The organism is Streptomyces sp. NPDC088915 (genome assembly GCF_044749825.1).
Classification (GTDB): Bacteria; Actinomycetota; Actinomycetes; order Streptomycetales; family Streptomycetaceae; genus Streptomyces.
On sequence record NZ_JBIVIR010000009.1, the window covers coordinates 38,245 to 63,393 of the forward strand.

The following is a 25,149-nucleotide window of genomic DNA, read 5'->3' on the forward strand; positions in this document are numbered from 1 at the left end:
CATACGACTGTTGCACAGCCCGGGACGGCTCGTAAGAGGTTTGGCAACACTCGATCCGGTGGTGCTCCTGGCATATGTCAAAGGCCCGGTGGAGGGTGGGAGGGCTGCGAACACAGCTTCGGTAAGGGCGGGAACTGTACGAAGGCGGCCGTGCCCGGAGCGGTGTTCCACCACCACCTCCGCGGACACGGCGGCCCCGGACCCGGGCCGGGCGTCCGGGGCGTGGCGGCTGCGAGAGGATGGGGCGGTGTCCACCTCACCGAGCCCGGCCCAGGACCCCGCGCCACCGGCGGCGCGGCGACCGCTCCGCACCGAGCGGCTGCTGCTGCGGCCCGTCCGCGCCGGTGACGTCCCGGCCGTGACGCGGCTGTGGACCGATCCCGACGTACGGCGCCACCTCGGCGGCCCCGTCACCGAACCCGTCATCCGCATCCGGCAGCGGCGGATCGTCGGGGCGCCCGGCTTCCACGCCGTGATCCGCGCCGAGGACGGCGTCCTCCTCGGGCTCGTCACCGTGGAGGACGGCGGGCGGAACGGGGAGACGGAGGTCTCCTACCAGTTCCTGCCCGAGCACTGGGGGCACGGGTACGCGCGCGAGGCGGTCGGCGCGGCCGTCGCGCGGGCCCTGGAGCGCACGCCCAGCGTGGTCGCGGTCACCCAGGAGGCCAACCACCGCTCCCGGCGCCTCCTGGAGGCCGTCGGCCTGGAGCACGCCGAGTCCTTCGTGGAGTGGGACGCGCACCAGGTGCTGTACCGGCGGCGCCGGGACGGCCGGGCCGCCTGAGGCCCTTCCGCTCACCGAGCCCGCCCGCCCGCGCCGCCCGTACCTCCCCCGCACCAGGACGTGGACGGTGACCACGATACGGTCGGCGGCCGGGACGTCCGCTCCCACTCAGAGGAGATTCGACCCATGTCCTTCCTGGTGATCGGCGAGTGCGTCGCCGACGTCGTCCGCGCGCCCGGTGCCGCCGACCGCGTCCACCCCGGCGGCAGCCCGGCCAACGTCGCGTACGGCCTCGCCCGCCTCGGCCGGGACGTCACCCTGCTCACCCAGCTCGCCGACGACCCCGCCGGGCGCCTGATCGGCGACCATCTGAGGGGCGCGGGCGTACGGGTGGAGGTCGGCGGCCTCCCCGAGCGCACCCCGTCGGCCGTCGTGGGCCTCGACGCGGAGGGCCGGGCCGCGTACGCCTTCGACATCGCCTGGACGCTGGAGGCCGGGGCGCTGCCCGCTCGGGCGCCCGCCCATGTGCACATCGGCTCGATCGCGGCCGTCACCGCCCCCGGCGCGGCGGCCGTCCTGGCCCTGACCGAGCGGTTCCGCGACCGGGCCACGGTCAGCTACGACCCCAACGTGCGGCCCGACCTGATGGGGGAGCACGGCTCGGCCGTCGCCCGCGTCGAGCGCTGCGTCGCCCTCGCCGACCTGGTCAAGGCGAGCGACGAGGACCTGGCCTGGCTGTACCCGGGGGAGGAGCCGGAGGCCGTGGCCGCCCGCTGGCTGGCCCTCGGCCCGGCCGTCGTCCTGGTCACCCGGGGCGCGGTCGGCTCCTTCGCCGTCACCCGGCACCACGCGGTCGCCGCCGGGGCGCCCCGGGTCGACGTCGTCGACACCGTCGGCGCGGGCGACTCGTTCACGTCCGCGGTCCTGGACGCGCTGACCGCACGGGACCGGACGGCCCTCGGCGCGCTCTCCGCCGGGGAGTTGACCGGGCTGCTCGCCCGGGCCGGGGCGGCGGCGGCCGTGACCGTCTCCCGGGCCGGGGCCCGGCCGCCCGACCGGGCCGAACTGGACGCGGCCCGCCGGGCCCACGCCGGGGCGTGACACGGCCGTGGCCCCCGGAGGAATCCTCCGGGGGCCACGGACAAGTGGAGTGCTTCGGCGCGGGGACCGTCAGTAGGCCGGGGCCAGCTTCGGGTTCGGGCCGTACGCGTTCTGCTGCTGCTCACCCTCGGTGCAGTTGAAGACCAGCAGGATGATGCCGCCGACGAACGGGACCAGGGCTATGAGGAGCCACCAGCCGGAACGGCCGGTGTCGTGGAGGCGCCGGACGGACACGCCGAGGGAGGGCAGGAAGACGCCCAGGGCGTAGATGCCGTACAGCAGCGGGAAGGTGCCGATCAGCAGGTCGACGGTCGCGAGGACGGCGATCGCGATCAGGTTGAAGAGCGCGAACATCCAGAATTCCTTGCGGCGCGCTCGGCCGCTGAACACCGCGTACTTCTTGAGAACGTCGAGGTACCAGTTCACTTTGTCCCCCCAAGGACTGGGTATGCGAGCGGGAGAGCCTGTCCCTGTGGAGCAAGCTTTACGCAGAACTTATGTGGCCGAAAGCAGATGGGTCAATTCGTTACCTTCCAGATGCGGTTCACCCGCGGGCACAGGAAACGGCGGCACCTCCTGGGAGTTGGGGTGTCGGGCCGCGTCCGCGGCGAATCCGCGCCGCTGTTTCGTTGTGCTCTTATCTGGCCTTTATGTGCAGTTCTGGCCCTGAGGGATGTGCACAGAATTCGGACACCGGTCGTGCCGGGTTCCGCCGAAGGGAGCCGCTTGTTCGCCGGAGACCCGGCGTAGCCTGGAAGGGAACTCGGGGAATCCGGCCGGTTGAAGGTCGTCATGGACGACGGCGAGACCGAGGAGTTCGGCCCCGGCGACTTCATGCGGGTCGAGCCCGGTCATGACGCGTGGGTCCTCGACGACGAGGCGTGCGTGGTCCTCGACTGGGCGGGCTTCGGGGACTACGCCAAACCTGCCTGACCTGCCTGACCTGCCTGACCTGCCTGTGGCCGCGTGTCTCGGTGGTGGCCGAACCTCACCCCCTCCCACGGCACCCGGTCGTGCGGGAAGGACTCCGGACGCCGCTGGTCCAGCGAGCGCGGCGTGGCCGGTTCGATCACCGGGGTGGCCCCCTCCACCCGCAGCAGCCATCCGGCCAGCGCCTCCCGCAGCCCGTCGGCCGCCTCCCGGTGCGAGGCGAGCCCCACCAGGTTCTCTAGCTCGTACGGGTCGGAGGCCAGGTCGTACAGCTCCGTCTCCCGGTAGCGGTCGGCCGCCGGCTCGCGCCAGGCGTCGGTCCCGGGCGGCGCCGACACCACGTACTTCCACCGCTCGGTCCGCACCGCCCGGCCGACCTGGTCCTCGCTGATCTGGACGAAGACCGACCCGGGGCGGTCCGGGTCCGTCCCGCCGCCGACCAGCGGCAGCAGCGACCGGCCCTGCACCCCCTCGGGCACGTCGAGCCCCACGGCCTCGACCAGCGTCGGCATCAGGTCGACGGTGGAGACCGGCCGCCGGACCAGGCCGCCGCCCCGGAAGCCGGGGCCGGTCAGCGCCCACGGCACCCGCATCGAGGAGTCGTGCGCCGACCGCTTGTACTCGGAGTTCCGCGTACGGAAGTGGGAGCCGTGGTCGGCGGTCCAGGCGAGGACCGTGTCGTCCTCGACGCCCAGGGAGCGCAGCGCGTCCCGGAGCCGGCCCACCCCCTCGTCCACCCGCTTCACCTGCCCGAGGTAGCCGCCGAGGTGCCGGTGCGCGCCGCCGTGCGGGGCGCCGGGGCTCAGAGCGGCGAGGTCGGGCGGCAGCCAGCGGCCCTCGTACCGCTCCCGGTAGCCGGTGGGGGCCGGGTAGTCGTCCGTCGGGTTCTGGTGGTGCGGTTCGAGCAGCGAGAGGAAGAGCAGGAACGGCCGGTCGTGGTGGTCGGCGACGAACCGGATCGCCGCGTCGACGAGGGCGTCCGAGCGGTAGCCCGGCAGCCGGACCGGCTCGCCCTCCTCGTCGTGGACCACCGTGCGGTACGCGTCCGAGGTGAACTCCAGCCGGTCCGAGGCCAGCCAGTGCGCGTAGCCGCCCCGGCGCCCGGGCGGCACGGGGCCGTCCGGGTTTTCCTCGCCGGCCAGGTGCCACTTGCCGATGTACCCGGTCGCGTACCCCGCCGCGCCGAGGACCGAGGCGAGGGTGGGGACGTCCTCCGGCAGCGGGAGACCGTTGCGGAAGACTCCGGTGGAGGTCGGCCAGCGGCCGGTCTGCAGCGCCGAACGGGCGGGTGCGCAGACCGGGTTGGGGGTGATCGCCCGCTCGACCAGCGTGCCCTCGCGGGCCAGGCGGTCGAACTCGGGGGTCACCCCCGCCGGATTGCCGTGGACGCCCGTGGTGTCCCACCGCTGCTGGTCGGTGAGGACCACGATCACCCGGGGCGGGACGTCCGTCATACGGCGGCGGCCTCCGTCGCACCGGCCGCCGCACCGTCCGTCGTGCCCGCCGCCGCGTCCGCCGCCGTCGAGGCGCCGGAGGCGATGCCGAACGCCGGGTCCGGCACGGACCCGGGCGCGAGCAGCACCGAGGAGCGCCCGTCCACGCCGACCGGCACGTCGCCGTCGATGGTCACCCGGCGCAGCTTGCGGTCGTGGTCGTCGGAGTCGTCCACGCCGTAGTGCTGGGTGGCGCGGTTGTCCCAGATGGCGACGTCGCCGACCTGCCACTGCCAGCGGACCGTGTTCTCCGGGCGCTCGACGTGCCGCTGGAAGAGGGCGAACAGGTCCCGGGAGTCGGCGCCGGTCAGACCGCTGATCCGCTGGACGAAGTTGCCGAGCAGCAGGGTCCGCTCGCCGGTCTCCGGGTGGACCCGCACGACCGGGTGCTCGGTCAGGAACTTCGTCGAGGCGAAGACCTCGCGGAAGCGCACGAGCTGCTCGGGCAGGGCGCCGGGGCGCAGGGCCGCGTAGTCGTAGTCGTTGGAGTGCACCGCCCGCAGGCCGTCGGCCAGTTCCCGCAGCGACTCGGGGAGGTTCTCGTACGCGGTCGCCGTGTTCGCCCACAGGGTGTTGCCGCCGTACGGCGGGATGACGATCGCGCGGAGGATCGAGAAGGCGGGGTAGGCCGGGACGAAGGTCACGTCGCTGTGCCACTGGTTGGCCCGGCCGCCGTAGTCCGAGTCGATCGGGAATGAGTAACGGCCGTCGGCGGAGGGGACGGTGGGGTGGGCGACGGGCGTGCCGAGGAGCCGGCCGAACGCCTCCTGCGCCTTCTCGTCCAGGTGGCCCTGGTCCCGGAAGAAGACGACCTTGTGCGCCAGGAGCGCGGCGCGGATCTCGGCGACGGTCTCGGCGGGCAGGTCGCCGCCGAGGCGGACGCCGGAGATGACGGCGCCGAGGCGGCCGCCGACCTTCTGGACGGTGATCTTCCGGACGCCGGGGGAGGTGGTGGTCGACATGACGTGTCCTTTCGGGAAGTGCGGGAGTTCAGGGGCCCGGAGCGGGTCCGGAGCAATTAATCTCGGAGCGGAAGTAATGAGCCGACGGGTGGGCCGGCGTGGACGTTCGCGTCCGTCGGACCGTACGTGCCGTCCGGGCCCGTGGAGCGGGGTGAAGGGCCCGGAGCGGTGCGGATCGGGTGCGCAAGGACGCTGTTCGGGTGCGGCGGATCCGGAAGGGCCGGATCACGGGAGCGGGACCGGCGGGCCGGTCGCGCGAGGAGTCGCGAGGGTCAGGCGCCGGAGACGGCGGGACAGGAGGGGGTCGCGAACATGTCCCGGAGCCTCGCAGTGGCCGCCGCCGCGCGTCAAGCGCCCGTCCGCTCCCCGAACCACCGCCCCCGGTGGTTGAATCGGCGCCTGCCCGGCGCCGCCGATCAGGCCTCCCGTACCCCGCCGGACCTCCCTTGACCAGCGGTGATCCCCTTCCGGCCGGAGAGCGCGGCCGGTACCGGGCGGCGGAGGGCGACCGCGTCGGCGACCGCCCGGGATTTCACACCGCCGCAACAGTGACCAGAGAGGCACCCATGACCACGACCACCCCGCACGGCTCCCGGATGGCCGGTGACGGCAGGCGCGAGACGAACGCCGCCACCGTCCTGCGGACCGTCCTCGACCACGGGCCGGTCGCCCGCGGCGCCGTCGCCCGGCTCTCCGGCCTCAGCCCCGCCGCCGTCTCGCGCCAGGCCACCGACCTCACCCGGCTCGGCCTCCTGCGCGAGCTGCCCGAACTCGCCGGGGGCGGGGGAGTGGGGCGGCCCCAGATCCCCGTCGACCTGCACATCGGCGCCACCGGAGGACCCGTCGTCGGCGGCGTCCACCTCGGCGTCCCCGGTTCGACCTTCGCCCTCGTCGACCTGCGCGGCCGGGTCCTGGCCCGCCACACCCACGCGCACGAGGGCATCGCGCCGGACACCCTGCCCGGGGAACTCGCCCGCGAGCTGCGCGCCTTCCTCGACGCGCACACCAAGGGGCGCCCCCTCCTCGGCGTCGGTGCCGCGATCGGCGGCTGGGTGGACCCCGCCGAAGGGGTGGTGGTCCGCCACGACGCCCTCGGCTGGCGCCGCCGGCCGCTCGCCGCCGAACTCGCCCGCGGCCTCGGCGGACGGACCGTGCGCCTGGACAACCATGCCCGCTCCATCGCCCAGTCGGAGATCCTCTTCGGCCGGCCCGCCGCCCGCCGCAGCCTCGTGCACCTCTTCGTCGGCAACGTCGTCGACGCGGCCGTCGGACTCGCCGGGGTCGTGCACCAGGGGCCGGGGGCGGCGGCCGGCGACGTGGCGCACCTGCCCGTACCGGACTCCACGGCCCCCTGCCCCTGCGGGCGTTCGGGCTGTCTGGAGGCGACCGCGTCGAACACCGCCCTCGGGCGCACCGCCGTGCGCCGCGGCATCGTGCCCGAGCCCGACACCTCCCTCGTGGTGGACGCGGCGGCGGCCGGAGACCGGCGCGCCGACCGGCTGCTGCGCGAACGGGCCCGCGCGGTCGGCCGTGCGGTGGCGCTCCTGCTCGACGTCCTCAACCCCGACCTGGTCGTCGTGACCGAACAGGCCAGCGTCGTCGAACCGGACTACCTGGAGGAGATCCGGGGAGCCGCGATCGACCTCTCGCACGTCTGCGGAGACCCCGAACGCATCGTCAGTCCACATGCCGGACCGGCCACGCTGCCCGTCGCTGCGGGCACGGTTTTGTTGAATCCCCTGTTCAGGAGGCCTCTTGAGACCCTCGAAGGACTTCTGCCGACAGGGGCGGACGACTGATGTCGTCTCGGAATGCGGTCAACGCCGGTTGACCACGGCGCGAAGCCGCTGTCATATTGCTCCCGTGAATCCGGACATGCGCCTCACCTCCCGCAGGCACGTCGACCTCTGTCGACAGGCCAGCGCGGTCTGTGCCGTCCGCGCCTGACCCCGGCGCCGGTCGTCGCACCGGCCACGCCGCTCCCGTACCGGCCCCGCAGGGCCCGGGCCGCCCGCCGCACCCCCGTCACCGACGGCCGGCGAGCGCCCCGGCGTTCCGCCCGCCGGCCGGACGCGCCTCCACGGCTCCGTGACGCGAGGGGGCCGAAGCCCCCACCGGCTCGGTGACCCCGGCTCCCGCTGCCGTACCCCTTCACACCCCGCACCCGGTTCCGCGTACTCCCGCATCCCCGTACCCGGATCCGCGCACCCCTCTCCACCCTCTCGCGCTTCCTTCCTTCCGCAGCGGAAAGAAATCCGCGCGCCCTGCGGACCTCCACCCCTTTCACAGGCAGGCATCGATGACCGAGCTGTACCCCACCACGCCCACCGCCCTCTCCCGGCGCACCACCCTGCGCGCCGCGGGCGGCGGCACCCTGCTGCTCGGGCTCGGCCTGGCGGGCTGCCGCTCGGCGGTCTCCGAGGCCGGGTCCCCGGCGCCCGGCGCCGAGGCGACCGCGGAGCCCCGGCGCGGCGGCACCCTCACCGTCGCCGTCAACTCGGACTTCACACCCAGCCTGCTCTTCGCCCAGAGCGGCCAGTCGCTCCAGCAGCGCCTGGTCTACAACACCCTCATCCGCTACGACGACCGGCTGGAGCCGCAGCCGGAGCTCGCCACCTCCTGGGAGTACGCGAAGGACGGCCGGAGCATCACCCTCAAGCTGCGCACCGGCGTCACCTACCACGACGGCCGGCCCTTCACCGCCGACGACGTGATCTTCGCGGTGAAGAACCTCCAGAACCCGCTGCGCGCCGCCCAGTTGAGATCCACCGCGGCCGCGGTCACCGGCTTCGAGAAGCGCGGCGACCACGAACTCGTCCTCAAGCTCGCCCATCCGGTCAACAACCTGTTCGACCTCTTCGAGTTCATGATCATCACCGACCGGAACGGCGTCGAGGACGCCGTCGCCGGCAAGAAGCTCAACGGCACCGGACCCTTCAAGCTCACCAAGTGGAGCCCCGGCACCGGCCTGAGCTTCACCCGCAACGAGAAGTACTGGCAGCCCGACCGCCCCTACCTGGACGCCGTCGAGTTCCGCGTCATCGCCCAGGCCGACGCCCTCCTCTCCTCCCTGCGCACCGGCCAGACCCAGCTCTCCTACGGCGTCCCCGGCAGGAACCTCGCCGTCCTCGCCGCCGACCCCGAGCTCGCCATCAGCGAGTACGCCACCGGCGGCGGCGCCCACTACCTCGGCGTCAACACCACCGTCGCCCCGCTGAACGACAAGACCGTCCGCCAGGCCCTCGCCCGGGGCATCGACCGCGAGCGGATCCTCGAGCAGGTCCTCGGCGGCTACGGACTCGCCTCCGCCACTCCCTGGCCCAAGTCCTCGCCCGCCTTCAGCGAGGCCGGCCGCACCCACTACACCTACGACCCGGGCAAGGCCCGCGAACTCCTCAAGTCCGCCGGCCACACCAAGCTCGACCTGCCGCTCCTCCACATCAACCTGCCCGGCGACACCGCGGTGGCCGAGGCCATCCAGTACGACCTCAAGCAGATCGGCGTCCGGGTCACCCTCGAACCGACCGACCCGGCCACCGCCCAGAAGAACCTCATCTCCCAGTCCATGCCCGGCCTCTGGACCATGAGCCACGGCTTCGCCCAGGTCCAGCCCTCCACCCTGGCCGTCAGCGCCTACCCCTTCAACGAGGCCAAGAACACGTCCAGGTTCCGCTCCGCCGCCTACACCAAGGTCGTCCGCGAGGCCTGGACCACCCCCGGGACCGGCGCCCGCGCCAACGCCCTGCGGCAGCAGATCACCGACACCCTCCTCGACGAGGCGTTCATCATCGACCTCGTCATCCGGGGCTCCGTCCAGGTCGCCGCCAAGAAGCTGCACGGCGTCACCCTCAACAAGTTCGCCTACCTCAACCTCGACGACGCCTACCTGGCGGGCTGAGATGCGCGGCTACCTGCTGCGGAGGCTCCCCTCCGCGCTCCTCGTCCTCCTCGTCGCCTCCTTCGTCGCCTTCGCCGTCCTCCGGCTCGTCCCCGGAGACCCGGCGGCCGTCCTCGCCGGACCCGACGCGAGCGCCGAGACCGAGGCCGCCATCCGGGCGCGCCTCGGCCTCGACGAACCCCTGCCCGCCCAGTACCTCCGCTGGCTCGGCGACCTCCTCACCGGCGACCTCGGACCGTCCTACGCGATCGGCGGACAGACCGCCGACCTCATCGGCGACGGCCTCGGCGCCACCGTCGAACTCACCCTCGGCGCCCTGCTGTTCGTCGTCGTCCTCGGCGGCGCCTTCGGCATCCTCGGCGCCACCTCCCGCAGCCGCTGGGTGCGCACCGCCGTACGGGTCGTCACCACCGGCGCCCTCGCCGTGCCGCCCTTCGTCACCGGCGTCCTCCTCGTCCTCCTCTTCTCCGTCCTCCTCGGCGTCCTGCCCCCGGGCGGCCGCGTCCCCCTCCTCACCGCACCCGACCTGGGCGTCCAGTACCTGCTGCTGCCCGCCCTCTGCCTCGCCCTGCCCAGCGCCGCCGTCCTCGGCCGCTACCTCAGGGACGGCATCGAACGCGCCCTGGGCGAGGACTACGTCCGCACCGCCACCGCCGCCGGCATCGCCCCCCGCCGGCTGCTGTGGCGCCACGCCCTGCCGAACGCGCTCCCGCCCGTCGTCACCCTCCTCGGCATGCAGACCGGCAACCTCCTCGGCGGCGCCGTCCTCGTCGAGGCGATCTTCGCCTGGCCCGGCCTCGGCCAGCTCGCCGAACAGGCCCTGGTCCGCCGGGACTACCCCGTCGTCCAGGACCTCCTGCTCCTCCTCGTCACCGTCTTCGTCCTCGTCCAGCTGCTCACCGACCTCGTCCACGCCCGGCTCGACCCCCGGATCAGGTGGGAGTGACCGCCATGACCACCCTCACGAAGGCCGCGCCGCCCCTCGCGCGCCGGCCCCGCCACCCCTACCGGGCCGCCCTCGCCACCGCCCGCGGCCGCACCGGACTCGCCCTCGTCGGCCTGGTCGTCCTCGCCGGACTCCTCGCCCCACTGCTCGCCGGCCACGGCCCCACCGACCAGAGCGGTCTGACGCTCGCCGGCCCCGGCACCCCGGGACATCCGCTCGGCACCGACGACCTCGGCCGCGACCTGCTCTCCCGGCTGCTCCACGGCATCCGCGCGGACCTCGGCATCATCGCGATCGCCGTGCCGCTCGGCGCGCTCCTCGGCTGCCTCTTCGCCCTGGCCGCCGCCGCGCACCCGATCGCCGACACCGTCGTCCAGCGCGCCTTCGACCTGATCCTGGCCTTCCCCGGACTGATCCTGGCGCTCGCCATCACGGCGATCCTCGGCCCCGGCCGACTGCCCGTGATCATCGTGATCGCCCTGGCCGAGATCCCCGTCTTCGGACGGCTGCTGCGCACCGGGATCCTCGTCCAGCGCGGCCGGGAGTACGTGACGGCCGCCCGCGTCGGCGGCACCTCCGGCGGCCGGATCCTCACCCGGCACATCCTGCCCAACGCCGCCGACCCGCTCGTCGTCCAGATCGCCGTCTCCCTCACCGTCGCCGTCTTCATCGAAGGCGCCATGAGCTTCCTCGGCGTCGGCGTCCGGCCGCCCGAGCCCACCCTCGGCGCCGTCCTCAGCCAGTCCATGCCCTATCTGGCCCAGGCCCCGCACTTCGCCGCCGGACCGCTCGTGACCGTGACCGCGCTCGTCCTCGGCCTCTCCCTGACCGCCGAGGCACTGAACCGGGAGATACGCCGATGACCACCCCTCCGCTCCTCGAAGTCCAGGGCCTGGACGTGGGGTTCACCACCCCCGACGGCCGCCCCCTGCACGCCGTGCGGGACGTCTCCTTCACCCTCCGCAGGGGCGAGACGCTCGCCGTCGTCGGCGAGTCCGGCTCCGGGAAGTCCACCAGCGCCCTGGCCCTGCTCCGGATGCTGCCCGGTACCGGCCGGATCACCGGCGGTTCCGTCCTCCTCGACGGGGAGGACCTCGCCACGGCCACGGAGGACCGGCTGCGGGAGGTGCGCGGCGCGCGGATCGGCATGATCTTCCAGGACCCGATGACGGCCCTGAACCCCGTCCTCAGCATCGGCCGCCACCTCGACGAGGTGCTCAGGGCGCACGGCGACCGGGACCGCACGATCGCGAACGGCACCGCCACCCGCACCAGTACCGACAAGACGGCCGGCCGCTCCGGGAACCCCGGCCGCTCCGAAGACCCCGGGCGCCCCCGCCGCCCCGGAAACACCCGTCGCGACAAGGCCGCCCGCCGCGCCCGCGCCGTCGAACTCCTGCGCCTCGTCGGCATCCCCGACCCCGAGCGCCGCCTCGACGACCACCCGCACCAGTTCTCCGGCGGCCAGCGCCAGCGCGTCCTCATCGCCATGGCCCTCGCCGGCGAACCCGACGTCCTCCTCGCCGACGAGCCCACCACCGCCCTCGACGCCACCGTCCAGGACCAGATCCTCACCCTCCTCGGCGACCTCACCCGTACCACCGGCACCGCCCTCGTCCTCATCACCCACAACATGGGCGTGGTCGCCCGCGCCTGCGAACGCGTCCTCGTCATGTACGGCGGCACCGTCGTCGAGGACGGCCCCACCGCCGAGGTCCTCACCCGCCCCCGGCACCCCTACACCGCCGGCCTCCTCGCCGCCGTGCCCCGGCTCTCCGCACCCTCCGGCACCCGCCTCACCGGCATCCCCGGCGCCCCGCCCGACCTCTCCCTGCCCCTCGCCGGCTGCGCGTTCGCCGCCCGCTGCGCCCTCGCCGAGGACCACTGCCACACGACCGCGCCCCCGCTCGTCGCCCTCACCGACACCGTCCGCGCGGCCTGCCTGCCCGCCGCCGAACGGGCCGAGCCGCTGCCGCCGCCCCCGCCGCCCGCCCGGATCGACCGGCCCGCGCCCGGCGCCGTCGTCCTGGCCGCCGAGGGGCTCCGCAAGACCTACCGGGGCCGGGGCCGCCGCACCTTCACCGCCCTCGACGACGTCTCCCTCACCCTCGCGGCGGGGGAGACCCTCGGCATCGTCGGCGAGTCCGGCTCCGGCAAGTCCACCCTCGCCCGGGTCCTCGCCCACGCCCACCCCTCCGACGGCGGCCGGATCCTCCTCGACGGCCGGGACGTCACCCGCCCCGGCCGCGCCAAACTGCACGCCGTGCGCCGCCGCGTCCAGATGGTCTTCCAGGACCCGTACGCCTCCCTCAACCCCCGCATGAGCGTCGGCGAGATCGTCGCCGAGCCGCTGCGGGCCTTCGGCATCGGCGCCCCGGCCGGGCGGGCCGGCCGCGTCGCGGAACTCCTCCGCCTCGTCGGCCTCGACCCGGCCGCCGCCGACCGGCACCCGCGCTCCTTCTCCGGCGGCCAGCGCCAGCGCATCGGGATCGCCCGCGCGCTCGCCCCGGAGCCGTCCGTCCTCATCTGCGACGAACCCGTCTCGGCGCTCGACGTCTCCGTGCAGGCGCAGATCGTCGGCCTCCTCACCGACCTCCAGCGCGACCTGGGCCTCGCCCTCGTCTTCATCGCCCACGACCTGGCCGTGGTCCGCCAGGTCAGCCACCGCATCGCCGTGATGCACGAGGGCCGGATCGTGGAGACCGGCGCCGCCGACGAGCTGTGCGAGCGGCCCCGCGACCCCTACACCCGCGCGCTGCTCGCCGCCGCGCCCGAACCCGTACCGGTCACGGCCGCGCCCGTGCCCGCGGCGGCGGAGGCGGTGTCCGCGTGAGCGCCTGCTGCACCCCCGGCCGCACCTGCGCGGGCGGGAGCGGCCACCCGGCCTCCGCCGAGCTGCTGCCCCTGCCGACCGTACGGACCGCCCCGCCGGACCAGGCCCTGCTCGAACTGGCCGGCGGCACCTTCCGCATGGGCGACGCCTTCGGCGAGGGCTACCCCGCCGACCACGAGGGACCCGTGCGGGAGGTGACCGTCGCACCCTTCGCGATCGGCGCCACCGCCGTCACCAACGAGCGGTACGCGCGGTTCGCCGAGGCCACCGGACACCGCACCGACGCCGAACGTTTCGGCTCCTCCTTCGTCTTCCACCTCCTGCTCCACCCCGCCGCCGGACGCCACGTCCTCGGCCGGGTCCCGCAGGCCCCCTGGTGGCTCGGCGTCGAAGGGGCCTCCTGGCACGCCCCGGAAGGGCCCGGCTCCGACCTCGAAGGCCGCGCCGACCACCCGGTCACGCACGTCTCGTACGACGACGCCCTCGCCTACTGCGCCTGGGCGGGCGTCCGGCTGCCCACCGAGGCCGAGTGGGAGTACGCGGCGCGCGGCGGCCTCGACGGCGCCCGCTACCCGTGGGGCGACGACCTCACCCCCGGCGGCCGGGAGAGGTGCAACACCTGGCTCGGGGACTTCCCGCACCGCTCCGACCGGCCCGGCGGCCGCATCGGGACCGTCCCCGTCACCGCGTACGAGCCCAACGGCCACGGCCTGTACAACACCTCCGGCAACGTCTGGGAGTGGTGCGCCGACGCCTTCGACCCCGCCGACGCCTTCGACCCGACCGGTCCCGCGCAGACGGCCGAGCGCGTCATCCGCGGCGGCTCGTACCTCTGCCACTCCTCCTACTGCAACCGCTACCGGGTCGCCGCCCGCTCCCGCAACACGCCCGACTCCTCGACCGGCCACGGCGGCTTCCGCGTCGCCCGCTCGCTCCCCCCGGAAGGACCCGCCCCCGCATGACCACCGGCACCCCGCACGACTCCGCCGCCCCCCGCCGCGACCCCTACGAGGGCTTCGCCGGACGCGTCGGCCGCACCTTCGCCGAGTCCGAACCCGCCTGGCCCGCCCGTACCGCACCGCCCGCCGAGGCCCCCAACATCGTCGTCGTCCTCGTCGACGACATGGGCTTCAGCGACATCGGCCCCTTCGGCTCCGAGATCCCCACCCCGGTCCTGGACGCCCTCGCCGACGACGGCGTGCGGCTCACCAACTACCACACCATGCCGCTCTGCTCGCCGGCCCGCGCCGCCCTGCTCACCGGCCTCAACCCGCACCGCGTCGGCTACGCCATGGTCGCCAACTCCGACCCCGGCTTCCCCGGCTACGGCATGGAGATCGCCGACGACGTCCCCACCCTCGCCGAACTCCTCCACGACGCCGGCTACGCCACCTACGCCGTCGGCAAGTGGCACCTGGTCCGCGACTCCGCCTCCAACGCCGCCGACCACCGGGGCAACTGGCCGCTGCAGAAGGGCTTCGACCAGTACTACGGCGTCCTGGAGGGCCTCACCAGCCTCTTCCACCCGCACCAGCTCGTCCGGGACAACAGCCCGCTCGACATCGACGAGTTCCCCGACGACTACTACTACACCGACGACATCACCGACCAGGCGATCTCCATGGTGAAGTCGCTGCGCGCCCACGACCCCGACAAGCCCTTCTTCCTCTACCTCGCGCACAACGCCGTCCACGGCCCCCTCCAGGCCAGGGCCGAGGACATCGCCCGCCACCGGGGCCGCTACGACGAGGGCTGGGACGTCCTGCGCGAGCGCCGCTTCGCCGCCCAGCTCGCCGCCGGACTCTTCCCGCCCGGCACCGAACTCCCCGCCCGCAACAGCGAGGCCGGACTCGACGTGCCCGCCTGGGACTCCCTCACCGAGGAGCAACAGAAGCTCTACGCCCGCTACATGGAGGTGTACGCCGCCCTCGTCGACAACGTCGACCAGAACCTCGGCCGGCTCACCGCCACCCTCGACGCGCTCGGCGAACTCGACAACACCATCGTCGTCTTCACCTCCGACAACGGCGGCACCGGCGAGGGCGGCGCGGAGGGCACCCGCTCCTACTTCAGCCGCTTCGTCCACCACCCCCGCCTCCCCGGCGACTGGGACCCCGACGTCGACCGCGACCCCGACCTGATCGGCGGCCCCCGCAGCCTGGTCCACTACCCGCGCGGCTGGGGCATGGCCTCCAACACCCCCTTCCGCCTCTACAAGGGCCACACCTACGCCGGCGGCGTCCGCGTCCCCTTCGTCCTGTCCTGGCCCGAGGGCGTCCGCGACGGCAGGCTCGCCGCCGGGCTCCGCCCCCAGTACCAGTACGTCACCGACATCGCCCCCACCCTCCTCGAACTCGCCGGCCTCGCCCGGCCCGAGAGCCGCCGGGGCGTGCCCCTCCAGGAACCGGACGGCGTCAGCTTCACCCCCGTCCTCGCCGACCCCGCCCACGACTCCACCCACCCCGAGCAGTACTGCGAGATGACCGGCAACCGCAGCCACTACCGCGACGGCCACAAGCTCGTCACCCTGCACCGCGCGGGCACCCCCTACGACGACTCCGAGTGGGCCCTCTACGACATCCGGACCGACCCCACCGAGATCCACGACCTCGCCGCCGAACGCCCCGAGCTCGTCAAGGAGCTGTCGGCCGCCTGGGAGGAGGCCGCCTGGCGCAACGGCGTCTTCCCGCTGCCCGACCACAGCGGCGCCCTCGCCCGCCGCAACCCCGCCGAGCAGCGCCTGACCCGCCCCCTCACCCTGCTGCCCGGCACCCCCGAGCTGGAGCGCTACCGCTCCTCCCGGCTCGTCGCCCTGCGCTCCTTCGAGATCGCCGTCGCCGTCGAGGAGACCGGCGACGGGGTCCTCGTCTCCCACGGCGACCAGGGCGGCGGCTACAGCCTGTACGTCGAGGACGGGCGCCTGGTCCTCGCGTACAACGAGTACGGCACCCTCCACGAGACCGACGCCGGACCCCTCGGCCCCGGCCCGCACGAGATCCTCGTCTCCGCCACCGCCGAGGAGGGCCTGCGCTGGCGGTTCGCCGTCACCGTCGACGGCGAGCACCGGGCCGCGCCCGACAGCGTCCACCAGTTGATCGGCATGGCCCCCTTCCAGGGCATCAGCGTCGGCGTCGACCGCAAGTCCCCGGTCTCCTGGCCGCTCTACGAACGCCACCGCTCCTTCCGCTTCACCGGCCGCCTCCGCTCCGTCACCTACCGGCCGGGCGCCCCCGGCCCCGACGCGCCCGAGGCCGTCGCCGCCGCGCTGAAGGAGGCGGCCGCGGCCTTCGAGTAGGAGCCCGGCCCCGCGCCGGACCCGGACCCGGGTCCGGCACGGCGGTCCGGCACCATGTCCGCATGGAACGAGAACCTCGGGCCCACGCCTCCGACACCTCCGGCCACCCCGACGTCGTCGAGGCCGTCGAGGGCGAACTGCGCCTGCTCGACCCGGCCGTGCGCTCCTCCCGCCCGCTCGCCACCGCACTCCTCGACCCCGAGTTCACCGAGGTCGGGGCCTCGGGCCGCCGCTGGACGTACGACGAGATGCTCGCCGCCCTCCCCGACATGGCCGGCGACACCGGGGACGGGACGCACTACCGGCCGTCCGCCGTCACCGGGACACCGCTCGCGCCCGGCGTCGTCCACCTCACGTTCGAGACGGTCCGCGACGGGCACCGGGCCCGGCGCAGCTCGCTCTGGCGCCGCGCCCCCGAAGCGGACGGCGGGCGCATGCGCATGTACTACCACCAGGCGACGCCCGTGCCCGGGGAGGACGGTCAGCCGTAGGCGTCCGTCACGCAGTCGGCGGCGCACCGCCCGTGCTCGTACCGGCGCCGCAGCGCCGCCGCCGCGTGCCGCCGCTCCACCCCGTCGTACCCGTAGCGCTCCTCCGCCGTCCGCACCACGGCCGCCACGGTGACGATCGCCGGTTCGCCCTCGCCGGCGGCCCGCCGCGCCGCCGCGATCACCAGGTCCGCCGACCGCCGCAGATCCCGGGCGTACTCCAGCTGGGCGAACGCACGCGCGCGCGAGGCGGCGAACGGCCGCACCGACCACCCCTCGCGGAGCACGCCCGTCGCGATGAGCCCCACGGCGATCAGGACGACGAGCACCCCCACCAGGGCGTCGACGCTCCACCTCATCACCGGCCCCCTTCCGCGCGGACCTCCCGATTTTAGGGGCCGCCGCCCCGGCGCACGAGCGCGCGTTCGGCCGGGGAGCCCGGCCCGGTGCCGCGTCACACGTTCTTCATGTCCCGTGCATGGTCCGCCGGGGCGGGCGCGTCCATGATCGGCAGTGGGCCGCACCCCCGCCTCCGCACCCCGCCCCCGCAAGGAGCTTCGCCATGTCCAGCCGCCGCCGTTTCCTCGCCGGGTCCGCCGCCACGCTCGGTCTCGGCGCCCTGCCGGCGACCGGCACCGCCGAGGCGCGCGAGACCGGGACGGCACAGGAGGCGGCCGGGACGGCCGCCGTCCGGCCGCCGAACCTGATCGTCGTCCTCGCCGACGACCTCGGGTACGGCGAACTCGGCGCGTACGGCCAGAAGCTCATCACCACCCCGCGCATCGACGCGCTCGCCGCCGACGGACTGCGGTTCACCGACGCCTACTCGACGGCCGCCGTCTGCGCCCCCTCCCGCTGCTCGCTCCTCACCGGCCTGCACACCGGACACGCGACCGTACGCGCCAACCCGTCCGGCGCCCAGGGCTCCCTCACGGCCGCCGACACCACCTTCGCCCAGGTGCTCCGGGCCCGCGGCTACCGCACCGGCCTCATCGGCAAGTGGGGCTTCGGACCGGAGAGCGCCGGCCAGGACAGCCACCCCAACGCCCGGGGCTTCGAGGAGTTCCACGGCTACATCGACCACGGCCACGCGCACCAGTACTACCCGCAGTACCTCTGGCACGACGGCGCCAAGGAGACGATCCCCGCCAACGCGAACGGCGCCGAGGGCGCCTACGCGCCGGACCTGCTGCGGCGGCGGGCCCTGGACTTCATCGACCGGCACGCGGCCGAACCGTTCCTCCTGTTCCTCACCCCGACCGTGCCGCACGCCCCCAGCGACGTTCCCGACACCGGCGCGTACGCCTCCCGGAGCTGGAGCGAGGCGAACAAGGGGCACGCCGCGCAGGTGAGCCTCTTCGACGCCCTCGTCGGCGACGTCGTCGACCGGCTGCGCGCCCTCGGCCTGGAGGACGACACCGTCCTCCTCGTCACCAGCGACAACGGCCCCCACGAGGAGGGCGGGGTCAACCCGGACCTGTTCGACGCCAACGGACCGCTGCGCGGCTACAAGCGCAACCTGTACGAGGGCGGGATCCGCGTCCCCCTCCTCGCCTGGGGCCCCGGCCGGATCCGGCCCGGCACCAGCGACCGCCCGACCCCGCTCACCGACCTCCTGCCCACCCTCGCGGAACTCGGCGGCGCGCCCGCCCCCACCGACGTGGACGGCCTGTCGGCCGCGCCCCTCCTCACCGGCGGCACGGACCCGGCCCGCCACGACCACCTCTACTGGTACCGCGACGAGAAGGGCGTCACCTCCCGCGCCAACACCCAGGACAAGCAGCGCGCCGGCTGGCTCGCCGAGGCGCTCCGCAAGGACCGCTGGAAGGCGGTCCGCTTCGCCCCCGTCCGCGACCGGGCGCTCCCCGACGACCAGTGGCAGACCGAGCTGTACGACCTGGCCACCGACCCCGGCGAGACCTCCGACCTGGCGTCCCGCCACCCGGCCCGGGTCACGGAACTGGTCGCCCTGATGCGCTCCTCCTGGCGCGACCAGTACCCCCGGGTCCCGTTCGGGGCGTCCCTGACGGTGCCGTCCCTCGCCGTCCCGGCGAGGCCCTTCACCGCCACCGCCGTGCTCGCCAACGGCTCGGCGCGCCCCTGGACCTCGGCCGCCCTCGCCCTGAAGGTCCCGGCCGGCTGGACCGTACGCGCCACCACGGCCACCACGGCGGCGCAGCTCGCCCCCGGCGCGCGGCTCACCGCCGCCTGGCAGGTCACCCCGCCCGCGGGCGCCCCGGCGGGCACCCCCTGGACGCTGACCGCCGAGGGCACCGCCACCGCCCCGGGCGGCCCGGTGCGGTACGCCGCCGCCGGCACCGCCACCACCCCGCCCCCGGCCCCCACCAAGGACGGCTACCTCTCCGACCTGCCCTGGATCGGCGCCGTCAACGGCTGGGGCCCGGTCGAACGCGACGCCTCCAACGGCAAGAATGCCGCGGGGGACGGCACCCCGATCTCCTTCGGCGGCACCACGTACCCCAAGGGCCTCGGCGTCCACGCGTACAGCGACGTCGCCTTCCACCTGGGCGGCGCCGCCGACCGCTTCACCGCCCTGGTCGGCATCGACGACTTCTCGGCCCGCCAGAGCTCCGTCGGCGCCACCCGCGCCACGGTGTACGGCGACGACCGCGTCCTGCACACCACCGGCGTCCTGACCGCCGCCACCGGCCCCGTCCCCCTCGACCTCGACGTCCGGGGCGTCCGGGTCCTCCGCCTGGAGGTCACCGACGCCAACGACAAGACCTCCTTCGACCACACCTCCTGGGCGCTGGCCCGGGTCACGGTCGTCCGGTGACCCCGCGGCCCCCTCCGCAAGCCGTCACTCCTCCGGCGGCACGCAGAGCACCGGCACCGTGGACATGTGGAGGAGCTTGTGCGGAGTGGAGCCGAGGAGGGCGCCGCGGATCGGGCTCTCGCTCCAACTGCCGACCACGATGACCCGGGCCGCGTGGCGGGTCGCCGCGTCGATCAGGGCCTGGGCCGGCTTCTCGTCGATGACCTCGACGACGGTCGGCACGCCCGCCCGGTCGGCCTCCGCGACCGCGTGTTCGAGACCGGTCCGGCCGGCCTGCCGGATGGCGTCGTAGTGGGAGCGGTACTCCTCCCCGGTGGGGCCGGGGGCCGCCGCGCCGTAGACCAGGACGAGGGTCTCGCCGAAGGCGGCCGCCACCTCGACCGCGATCCGCAGCGCGCGGGCGGCCCCGGGCGACTCGTCGTAACCCAGCACGACCGACATCTCAGCCCTTCCCTCCGTGACCGTGACCGTCCCCGCCGCCCCGGATGCCCCGGACCACGTCCGGATCGGCCACCCCCGGGCGCTCGTCCCAGAACGCGGGCGCCCGCAGCCGCCACACGATCATGACGATCACCCCGGCGGCGGCGATGCCCAGGCCGATGACCAGCGGCGGGCCGAGACCGAGCCATGAGTCGCCGCTGTACGAGTTCTCCGGATCGGCCATGTCGGAGACCGACCGCACGAGGAGCCACGTCAGGAGTCCCGCGCCCACCAGCGGGCCGAGCCCGATCAGCAGGAAGTTGTGGAGGCTCTCGAAGAGGTGCCGGCGGTAGTACACCGCGCAGGCCACCCCGGTGAGCGCGTAGTAGAAGGCGATGAGCAGCGAGAGGGCGGTGAGCGAGTCCAGGAGCGCGTTCTCGCTGATCTGGTTCACCGTCAGGTACCAGACGATCGCGATCCCGGCGACCCACCACGTGCTCACGTCGGGGGTGCGGAACCGCGCGCTGATGTGCCCGTAGTGCGCGGGCAGCGCCCGGCGGCGGGCCATCGACAGGGCGGTCCGCGAGGCCGGGATGATCGTGGTCTGGGTGGAGGCGATCGCCGACGTGGACACGGCGAGGAGCAGCACCCAGTCCCAGCCGCCCAGGACGTCCCCGGCGAGCTGGGCGAAGACGAACTCCTCCTCGTCGGCGTTCTCGGCGAGGAACGCGGGACCGGCGTAGGCCACCACCGCGAACCCCACGGACACGTAGGTCACGAGCAGGATCACGGTCGACCACAGGCCCGCCTTGCCGGGAGCGGTCGCGGAGTCCTCGACCTCCTCGGTGAGGTTGACCGCCGACTCCCAGCCCCAGTAGATGAAGACGCCGAGCAGCAGCCCGCCGGTGAGGGCCGCGCCGCCCGCGCCGAACGGGTTCAGCCAGTCGAGCGCGGGCTCCACCGAGTCGTACGCGCTGGTCCCGGCGTACACCTCGGCGAGCGCCACGCACACGAAGACGAGCAGGAAGACGACCTGCGCCAGGATCAGCACGTTCTGCACCTTGGCCGACAGCTCGGTGCCGATCACGCACACGGCCGTCATCACGAGGATGAGCAGCACGGTGAGCAGCTGGCGCACGAACGCGTTCTCCACCCAGCCGTCGAGTCCGACGGCGAGCAGCCCGAAGCTCACGGCCACGTCGGCGAGCGAGCCGACGACCAGGACGCCGGTCATCGTGATGGCCCAGCCGCCCAGCCAGCCCGCCCAGGGGCCCATCGCGCGCGTGACCCACGAGAAGGTCGTGCCGCAGTCCTGGTCGACCTTGTTCAGGTAGTAGAACGCCGACGCGATCAGCAGCATCGGGACGAAGGACGCGACCATCACCCCGGGCGCGTAGATCCCCGCGAGCGCGACGATCGGGCCGATGACGGCGGCGATGGAGTACGCGGGGGAGGTGGAGTTCAGCCCGATGACGAGGGCGTCGACGAAGCCGATCGCGTCGTGCTTCAGATCCGCCGGCCGGTCCCCGGACGCGGGGTCCTCGACTGCCATGTTCCCTCGCTCCCGTTCCGCCGCTTCAGGTCCGCTCGGACAGAGCAGAGAGACGTGTCCCTCCACCGATCGTAGGAAGGGGCGGTTCCGCCCGCATGCCGGGCGGCCGGGGCCTCGTCCGTCCGGGGGCGGGCCGCTAGCATCACGCAGGCCCGCCACCCCGTCACGGAATGGAACGGAACGCCCGATGCCGAAGGACCTCGCCGGCTTCGCCGAGCTCTCCACGCCCCTGGTCGCCGACGCCTGCGTACGGCTCGGGGAACCCCTGCGCGCCGCGCCCGCCGGGGTGCTGCCCGTCGTCGACGGACAGCGGGTCGCCGGACGGGCGCTCCCCGTCCGGCACTACGGAAGCGTCGACGTCTTCCTGGAGGCCTTCGCGCGCGCGGAGCCCGGGGACGTCCTCGTCATCGACAACGCCGGCCGCCGCGACGAGGCCTGCATCGGGGACCTCGCGGTCCTGGAGGCCGGGGCGGCGGGCGTCGCCGGGATCGTCGTCTGGGGGCTGCACCGCGACACCCCGGACCTCGTCCGGATCGGACTGCCCGTCTTCTCGTACGGACGCCACGCCCCCGGCCCCGTGCGCCTCGACCCCCGCGAGCCGGACGCGCTGCGCTCCGCGCGCTTCGGGGAGCACGAGGTCACGTCGGACGACGTGGTGTTCGGCGACGACGACGGGGTGCTGTTCGTGGCGGCCGACCGGGCCGCGGCCGTCCTGGAGACCGCGCTGTCCCTCTTCCGCACCGAACGGGAGCAGGCCCGGCGCATCACGGCGGGGGAGACCCTGCGCGACCAGACCCGCTTCGACGCCTACCTCGCGGGCCGGGCCGAGGACCCCTCGTACACCTTCCGGCGGCACCTGCGCCGGATCGGCGGGGCGATCGAGGAGTGACGGACCCGGCGCGCGGGGCTCAGCCCTCGAAGCCGACCGTGCCGTCCGGCAGGACCGCCTCGACCCGGGCGCCGTGCTCCACGGTCCGGCTCACCGTGCAGAACTTCTCGTGCGTCAGGCGCACTCCGCGCGCGAACACCTCCGCGGCCTTCGGGTTGTTGTCCGGCAGGTCGAACTCGTAGCTGACCCTGATCCGGCCCACCCGGCCGTCGTCCTCGGGGCCCGAGCCCGACTCCACCACGATCCGCAGGTCGTCGTGGTCCACCGCCCGCGCGGTCCGGTCGATCACGAGCCCGCCGCAGCCGCCCATCGCGGCGAGCAGCAGCTCGACCGGGGTGAACGAGGGCTGCGCGCCGTCGTCGTCCGCGGCGGCCATCCGCACCTCCGCGCCCCGGTTGTTGCGGGCGGTCCAGGTCCGGTACCCGGTGCGGACGGTCTCGATCCGGTAGTCGGCCATGGCGGCGGGTCTCCTTCGTGCGCGTACGGTGGCCCGCCCACGGTACGCCGGGGCGGGCCGGCGGGCGCGCGCGGACGGACTCCGGCCCTGAGTAGCGCGGTACGGACGTCTGAGTACGCCGACCGATGTGCCGTCGGCCCGCCCGCCGCTTGACTGGGACCATGACCTCCGAAGTCCGGCGCACCCGCCCCCTCCAGCACGTCACCGCCACCGGCACGGCCCTCGCGGTGGTCCTCGGGCCGGTGCTCGTCGGCGCCCTGATCGCCCGGTCGGTCGGCGCGGACCCGATGGCCTCCGTCAACGCCCTGATCGCGGGCGGCGGCCAGCGCGCCCGGATCTCCCGGGCCCAGCTCAGGAGCGGGGCGGGACTTCGGAAGGGCACGGGCGTACGGCTCTGGTCAGGTGCGGGGCTCCGGTCCGCCGCGCGCCCCCGGTCCGGCTCAGTCGCGCGGCCTGCGCGCCAGGAGGAAGCCCTGCGGCGACTTCTCCCGGGGATCCGGCTCCCGCACCAGGCGGGCCGACTCGACGAGGCCGGCCGCGGCCAGGAGCTCCGCGATCCGGTCGGGTGACCGGCGGTACACGTCGAGGGCGACCTCGTGCCCGTAGGCCCGTTCCAGCCGTACTCGCTCGTCGCCCACCTTGAACGCGATCAGGAGCCGCCCGCCCGGCGCGAGGACTCGGTGGAACTCCGCGAAAGAGGACGTGAGTTCCTCCTCCGGCATGTGCACCGTCGAGTACCAGGACAGGATCCCGCCCAGCGAGGCGTCCGGCAGGTCGAGCGCCGTCATCGACCCCACCTCGAAGCGCAGTCCCGGGTAGGTCTCGCGGGCGACCGCGACCATGCCCGGCGACAGGTCCACCCCGAAGGCCTCGGCGCCGATGCTCCGCAGGTGGGACGTCACCCGGCCCGTCCCGCAGCCGAGGTCCCCGATCGTACGGGGCCCGCCGGACCGCTCCACCTCCTCCGCGAACCCGGCGATCACCGCCCGGTCCAGCGGCACCGCGTCCAACTGGTCGGCGAGCAGCCGCTCGTAGTCGGCGGCGACGGTGTCGTACGCGCGGCGGGTGGCGGTGACGTGCGGGGCTTCGGTCATGACGGCACCCTAGGGGGTGTCTTGTCGATCATGCCGGGCTTTGCGAGCCCGGCATGATCGACAAGACACCCCGTAGGGCCGCGCGGAAAGAGCGGTGGCCCGCCCCCGGGAGGGGGCGGGCCACCGTCGCGGCGCGACTTCGCCTTCGCGCCCGGGAGCGCGAACTCCCGTACGGGGGGTGCCGCCCCGGCTCGCGGGGCGGCACCGGTCGGTCGTCGGCCGGTCAGTGGCGCCGGCCGCGGGCGTCGGGGTCGTCCGGGTCGTCGAGGCCCTCGACCTCGATCTCCTCCTTGCGGACCTCGCCCGAGACGGTCTGCTCCTCCGTGACCTCGTCGGCCTTGAGGCTCACCCGCTCCACCGGGACGGTCCGGGTCTCCACGACGGGGCGCTCCTCGTGGAGGATGACCTCGTGCTCGGCCTCGGTGATCTCCGGGCCGGACAGGGCCTCGTCACGGTTGGCGTCCGTGATCGGCTCCCGCTCGATCCGCACCTCTTCGTGGCTCACGGGAATGGTCTGCTGGACCTCTTCGGTCACCACGTACTTGCGCAGCCTGACGCGTCCGGCCTCCGTGCGCTCGACGCCGACGTGCATCTGCTCCTCGGAGCGGGTCATCGCGTCGTCGTCCGTGCCCCTGGCGCGTCCGGCGGTGTCGCCCGCCATGTACCCCTCGGAGGTGCCCATGGGACCGGACGCGGTACCGGTGTCCATTCCGGCCGCGGTACCGGTACCCATTCCGGCCGCGGTGCCTGTGTCGCCGTGGGCCCAGCCGCCCTCACCGGGCTCGTTGGCCCGCTGCCAGGCGTCGTCCCACGCGATGCCGTAGTGCTCGAAGAGACGGTGCTCCTCGCTCTCGGAGAGGTGTCCGCCGGCGTCGACGTCCACGTTGGGCGCGTCCTTGATGGTGGACTTGGGGTACGGAACCTCCAGGTGGTCGTCGACCAGAGCCGCGTCCTTGATCGGGACGAAGGATTCACTGGTGCCGAACATGCCGGTCTTCACCGTCACCCACTCCGGAAGGCCGGTCGCGTCGTCGACGAAGATGTGCTTCGCGTCGCCGACCTTCTTGCCCTCGGCGTCGTAGACGGGGTGGTCCAGCACGGCGTGGATCTGCTCTCGGGCGATCATGTCGACCCTCCTGCTCTCTCTCGTCTCGTTCACCACGCCTCTTACCAGAGGAAGCGGAGAGAAACGGGGCAAATCCATCTAATTATGTTGAATGGTTAATCACCCGGAGGGGGCGCGGTCGGCGGGAACGGGTGAGGGCCCCAC

General features: G+C 74.1%; 22 protein-coding genes and 1 pseudogene. 14 read left to right on the top strand and 9 right to left on the bottom strand.

Annotated features, from left to right (window positions below):
- Window positions 1-247: 247 nt before the first annotated feature.
- Entirely contained in the window at window positions 248-784 is a 537-nt protein-coding gene (locus ACIP5O_RS17750; RefSeq protein ID WP_401294250.1) for a GNAT family N-acetyltransferase, read from the top strand.
- Window positions 785-910: 126 nt separating this feature from the next.
- Window positions 911-1,825 carry a carbohydrate kinase gene (locus ACIP5O_RS17755; RefSeq protein ID WP_401294252.1) on the top strand — a complete coding sequence of 305 codons (915 nt, stop codon included), beginning with the start codon at window positions 911-913 and terminating at the stop codon, window positions 1,823-1,825.
- Between the two features lie 69 nt (window positions 1,826-1,894).
- On the opposite strand, the gene ACIP5O_RS17760 is transcribed toward ACIP5O_RS17755, so the two are convergent.
- Complete coding sequence (locus tag ACIP5O_RS17760; RefSeq protein ID WP_401294254.1) at window positions 1,895-2,251, bottom strand: DUF805 domain-containing protein; 357 nt, start codon at window positions 2,249-2,251, stop codon at window positions 1,895-1,897.
- A gap of 345 nt (window positions 2,252-2,596) precedes the next feature.
- On the opposite strand from ACIP5O_RS17760, the pseudogene ACIP5O_RS17765 reads away from it, so the two are divergent.
- Window positions 2,597-2,758 (top strand): annotated as a pseudogene (locus ACIP5O_RS17765) (cupin); the annotation flags it as partial.
- On the opposite strand, the gene ACIP5O_RS17770 reads toward ACIP5O_RS17765, so the two are convergent.
- Both ACIP5O_RS17770 and ACIP5O_RS17775 read right to left on the bottom strand, forming a co-directional pair.
- Window positions 2,740-4,209, bottom strand: coding sequence for a sulfatase-like hydrolase/transferase (locus tag ACIP5O_RS17770; RefSeq protein ID WP_401294256.1), 1,470 nt, complete (start codon window positions 4,207-4,209; stop codon window positions 2,740-2,742). The pseudogene ACIP5O_RS17765 and the gene ACIP5O_RS17770 overlap by 19 nt on opposite strands.
- Window positions 4,206-5,210: a TauD/TfdA dioxygenase family protein gene (locus ACIP5O_RS17775; protein WP_401294258.1), complete on the bottom strand. Its 1,005-nt coding sequence runs from the start codon at window positions 5,208-5,210 to the stop codon at window positions 4,206-4,208. The genes ACIP5O_RS17770 and ACIP5O_RS17775 overlap by 4 nt, the downstream gene beginning before the upstream one ends.
- 566 nt (window positions 5,211-5,776) lie before the next feature.
- Between ACIP5O_RS17775 and ACIP5O_RS17780 the strand changes: the two genes are divergently transcribed.
- The 9 genes from ACIP5O_RS17780 (at window position 5,777) to ACIP5O_RS17820 (ending at window position 16,673) form a co-directional block, all read left to right on the top strand.
- Complete coding sequence (locus ACIP5O_RS17780) at window positions 5,777-7,009, top strand: ROK family protein (RefSeq protein WP_401294260.1); 1,233 nt, start codon at window positions 5,777-5,779, stop codon at window positions 7,007-7,009.
- A gap of 76 nt (window positions 7,010-7,085) precedes the next feature.
- Complete coding sequence (locus ACIP5O_RS17785; RefSeq protein ID WP_401294698.1) at window positions 7,086-7,157, top strand: putative leader peptide; 72 nt, start codon at window positions 7,086-7,088, stop codon at window positions 7,155-7,157.
- 352 nt (window positions 7,158-7,509) lie between these two features.
- A complete protein-coding gene (locus ACIP5O_RS17790; RefSeq protein WP_401294262.1) occupies window positions 7,510-9,108 on the top strand; it encodes an ABC transporter substrate-binding protein in 1,599 nt (532 codons plus the stop codon).
- Window position 9,109: 1 nt separating this feature from the next.
- A complete protein-coding gene (locus tag ACIP5O_RS17795; protein WP_401294264.1) occupies window positions 9,110-10,054 on the top strand; it encodes an ABC transporter permease in 945 nt (314 codons plus the stop codon).
- A gap of 5 nt (window positions 10,055-10,059) precedes the next feature.
- Window positions 10,060-10,917 (top strand): ABC transporter permease, encoded by an 858-nt coding sequence (locus tag ACIP5O_RS17800; protein ID WP_401294266.1) that lies wholly within the window; start codon window positions 10,060-10,062, stop codon window positions 10,915-10,917.
- Window positions 10,914-12,887, top strand: a complete 1,974-nt coding sequence (locus tag ACIP5O_RS17805; RefSeq protein ID WP_401294268.1) for a dipeptide ABC transporter ATP-binding protein — start codon at window positions 10,914-10,916, stop codon at window positions 12,885-12,887. Before ACIP5O_RS17800 ends, ACIP5O_RS17805 begins: the two co-directional genes overlap by 4 nt.
- Before the next feature lie 107 nt (window positions 12,888-12,994).
- Complete coding sequence (locus ACIP5O_RS17810) at window positions 12,995-13,849, top strand: formylglycine-generating enzyme family protein (RefSeq protein ID WP_401294700.1); 855 nt, start codon at window positions 12,995-12,997, stop codon at window positions 13,847-13,849.
- Entirely contained in the window at window positions 13,846-16,182 is a 2,337-nt protein-coding gene (locus ACIP5O_RS17815; protein WP_401294270.1) for an arylsulfatase, read from the top strand. The genes ACIP5O_RS17810 and ACIP5O_RS17815 overlap by 4 nt, the downstream gene beginning before the upstream one ends.
- A 62-nt stretch (window positions 16,183-16,244) precedes the next feature.
- Window positions 16,245-16,673: a DUF4440 domain-containing protein gene (locus ACIP5O_RS17820; protein WP_401294272.1), complete on the top strand. Its 429-nt coding sequence runs from the start codon at window positions 16,245-16,247 to the stop codon at window positions 16,671-16,673.
- Here ACIP5O_RS17820 and ACIP5O_RS17825 read toward each other — a convergent pair.
- Window positions 16,664-17,029: a hypothetical protein gene (locus ACIP5O_RS17825; protein ID WP_401294274.1), complete on the bottom strand. Its 366-nt coding sequence runs from the start codon at window positions 17,027-17,029 to the stop codon at window positions 16,664-16,666. The two genes, ACIP5O_RS17820 and ACIP5O_RS17825, sit on opposite strands and share 10 nt — an antisense overlap.
- A gap of 203 nt (window positions 17,030-17,232) precedes the next feature.
- On the opposite strand from ACIP5O_RS17825, the gene ACIP5O_RS17830 reads away from it, so the two are divergent.
- Window positions 17,233-19,467, top strand: coding sequence for a sulfatase-like hydrolase/transferase (locus ACIP5O_RS17830; protein WP_401294276.1), 2,235 nt, complete (start codon window positions 17,233-17,235; stop codon window positions 19,465-19,467).
- 24 nt (window positions 19,468-19,491) lie between these two features.
- Here the strand turns inward: ACIP5O_RS17830 and ACIP5O_RS17835 are convergent, their stop codons facing one another.
- Together ACIP5O_RS17835 and ACIP5O_RS17840 are read right to left on the bottom strand one after the other, a co-directional pair.
- On the bottom strand, window positions 19,492-19,908 hold the full coding sequence (locus ACIP5O_RS17835; RefSeq protein ID WP_401294278.1) for a universal stress protein: 417 nt from the start codon (window positions 19,906-19,908) through the stop codon (window positions 19,492-19,494).
- A 1-nt stretch (window position 19,909) separates the two neighbouring features.
- Window positions 19,910-21,439 (bottom strand): APC family permease, encoded by a 1,530-nt coding sequence (locus ACIP5O_RS17840; RefSeq protein ID WP_365545451.1) that lies wholly within the window; start codon window positions 21,437-21,439, stop codon window positions 19,910-19,912.
- Window positions 21,440-21,626: 187 nt separating this feature from the next.
- Here ACIP5O_RS17840 and ACIP5O_RS17845 point away from each other — a divergent pair, with 187 nt between their 5' ends.
- Window positions 21,627-22,328, top strand: a complete 702-nt coding sequence (locus ACIP5O_RS17845; protein WP_401294280.1) for an RraA family protein — start codon at window positions 21,627-21,629, stop codon at window positions 22,326-22,328.
- A 19-nt stretch (window positions 22,329-22,347) separates the two neighbouring features.
- Here ACIP5O_RS17845 and ACIP5O_RS17850 read toward each other — a convergent pair whose 3' ends face one another.
- The 3 genes from ACIP5O_RS17850 to ACIP5O_RS17860 form a co-directional block, all read right to left on the bottom strand.
- Window positions 22,348-22,785, bottom strand: coding sequence for an OsmC family protein (locus tag ACIP5O_RS17850; protein ID WP_401294282.1), 438 nt, complete (start codon window positions 22,783-22,785; stop codon window positions 22,348-22,350).
- A 440-nt stretch (window positions 22,786-23,225) separates the two neighbouring features.
- A complete protein-coding gene (locus ACIP5O_RS17855; RefSeq protein ID WP_401294284.1) occupies window positions 23,226-23,879 on the bottom strand; it encodes a class I SAM-dependent DNA methyltransferase in 654 nt (217 codons plus the stop codon).
- Between the two features lie 223 nt (window positions 23,880-24,102).
- A complete protein-coding gene (locus tag ACIP5O_RS17860; protein ID WP_401294286.1) occupies window positions 24,103-25,005 on the bottom strand; it encodes a DUF2382 domain-containing protein in 903 nt (300 codons plus the stop codon).
- Window positions 25,006-25,149 lie beyond the last annotated feature (144 nt).

Bases quoted from the DNA above. Each gene is read 5' to 3' on its own strand.
- ACIP5O_RS17795 (WP_401294264.1), top strand. From the start codon at position 9,110: ATGCGCGGCTACCTGCTGCGGAGGCTCCCCTCCGCGCTCCTCGTCCTC.
- ACIP5O_RS17820 (WP_401294272.1), top strand. From the start codon at position 16,245: ATGGAACGAGAACCTCGGGCCCACGCCTCCGACACCTCCGGCCACCCC.
- ACIP5O_RS17805 (WP_401294268.1), top strand. From the start codon at position 10,914: ATGACCACCCCTCCGCTCCTCGAAGTCCAGGGCCTGGACGTGGGGTTC.
- ACIP5O_RS17830 (WP_401294276.1), top strand. From the start codon at position 17,233: ATGTCCAGCCGCCGCCGTTTCCTCGCCGGGTCCGCCGCCACGCTCGGT.
- ACIP5O_RS17815 (WP_401294270.1), top strand. From the start codon at position 13,846: ATGACCACCGGCACCCCGCACGACTCCGCCGCCCCCCGCCGCGACCCC.
- ACIP5O_RS17840 (WP_365545451.1), bottom strand. From the start codon at position 21,439: ATGGCAGTCGAGGACCCCGCGTCCGGGGACCGGCCGGCGGATCTGAAG.
- ACIP5O_RS17755 (WP_401294252.1), top strand. From the start codon at position 911: ATGTCCTTCCTGGTGATCGGCGAGTGCGTCGCCGACGTCGTCCGCGCG.
- ACIP5O_RS17770 (WP_401294256.1), bottom strand. From the start codon at position 4,209: ATGACGGACGTCCCGCCCCGGGTGATCGTGGTCCTCACCGACCAGCAG.
- ACIP5O_RS17860 (WP_401294286.1), bottom strand. From the start codon at position 25,005: ATGATCGCCCGAGAGCAGATCCACGCCGTGCTGGACCACCCCGTCTAC.
- ACIP5O_RS17800 (WP_401294266.1), top strand. From the start codon at position 10,060: ATGACCACCCTCACGAAGGCCGCGCCGCCCCTCGCGCGCCGGCCCCGC.
- ACIP5O_RS17780 (WP_401294260.1), top strand. From the start codon at position 5,777: ATGACCACGACCACCCCGCACGGCTCCCGGATGGCCGGTGACGGCAGG.
- ACIP5O_RS17825 (WP_401294274.1), bottom strand. From the start codon at position 17,029: ATGAGGTGGAGCGTCGACGCCCTGGTGGGGGTGCTCGTCGTCCTGATC.
- ACIP5O_RS17790 (WP_401294262.1), top strand. From the start codon at position 7,510: ATGACCGAGCTGTACCCCACCACGCCCACCGCCCTCTCCCGGCGCACC.
- ACIP5O_RS17775 (WP_401294258.1), bottom strand. From the start codon at position 5,210: ATGTCGACCACCACCTCCCCCGGCGTCCGGAAGATCACCGTCCAGAAG.
- ACIP5O_RS17855 (WP_401294284.1), bottom strand. From the start codon at position 23,879: ATGACCGAAGCCCCGCACGTCACCGCCACCCGCCGCGCGTACGACACC.
- ACIP5O_RS17850 (WP_401294282.1), bottom strand. From the start codon at position 22,785: ATGGCCGACTACCGGATCGAGACCGTCCGCACCGGGTACCGGACCTGG.
- ACIP5O_RS17845 (WP_401294280.1), top strand. From the start codon at position 21,627: ATGCCGAAGGACCTCGCCGGCTTCGCCGAGCTCTCCACGCCCCTGGTC.
- ACIP5O_RS17835 (WP_401294278.1), bottom strand. From the start codon at position 19,908: ATGTCGGTCGTGCTGGGTTACGACGAGTCGCCCGGGGCCGCCCGCGCG.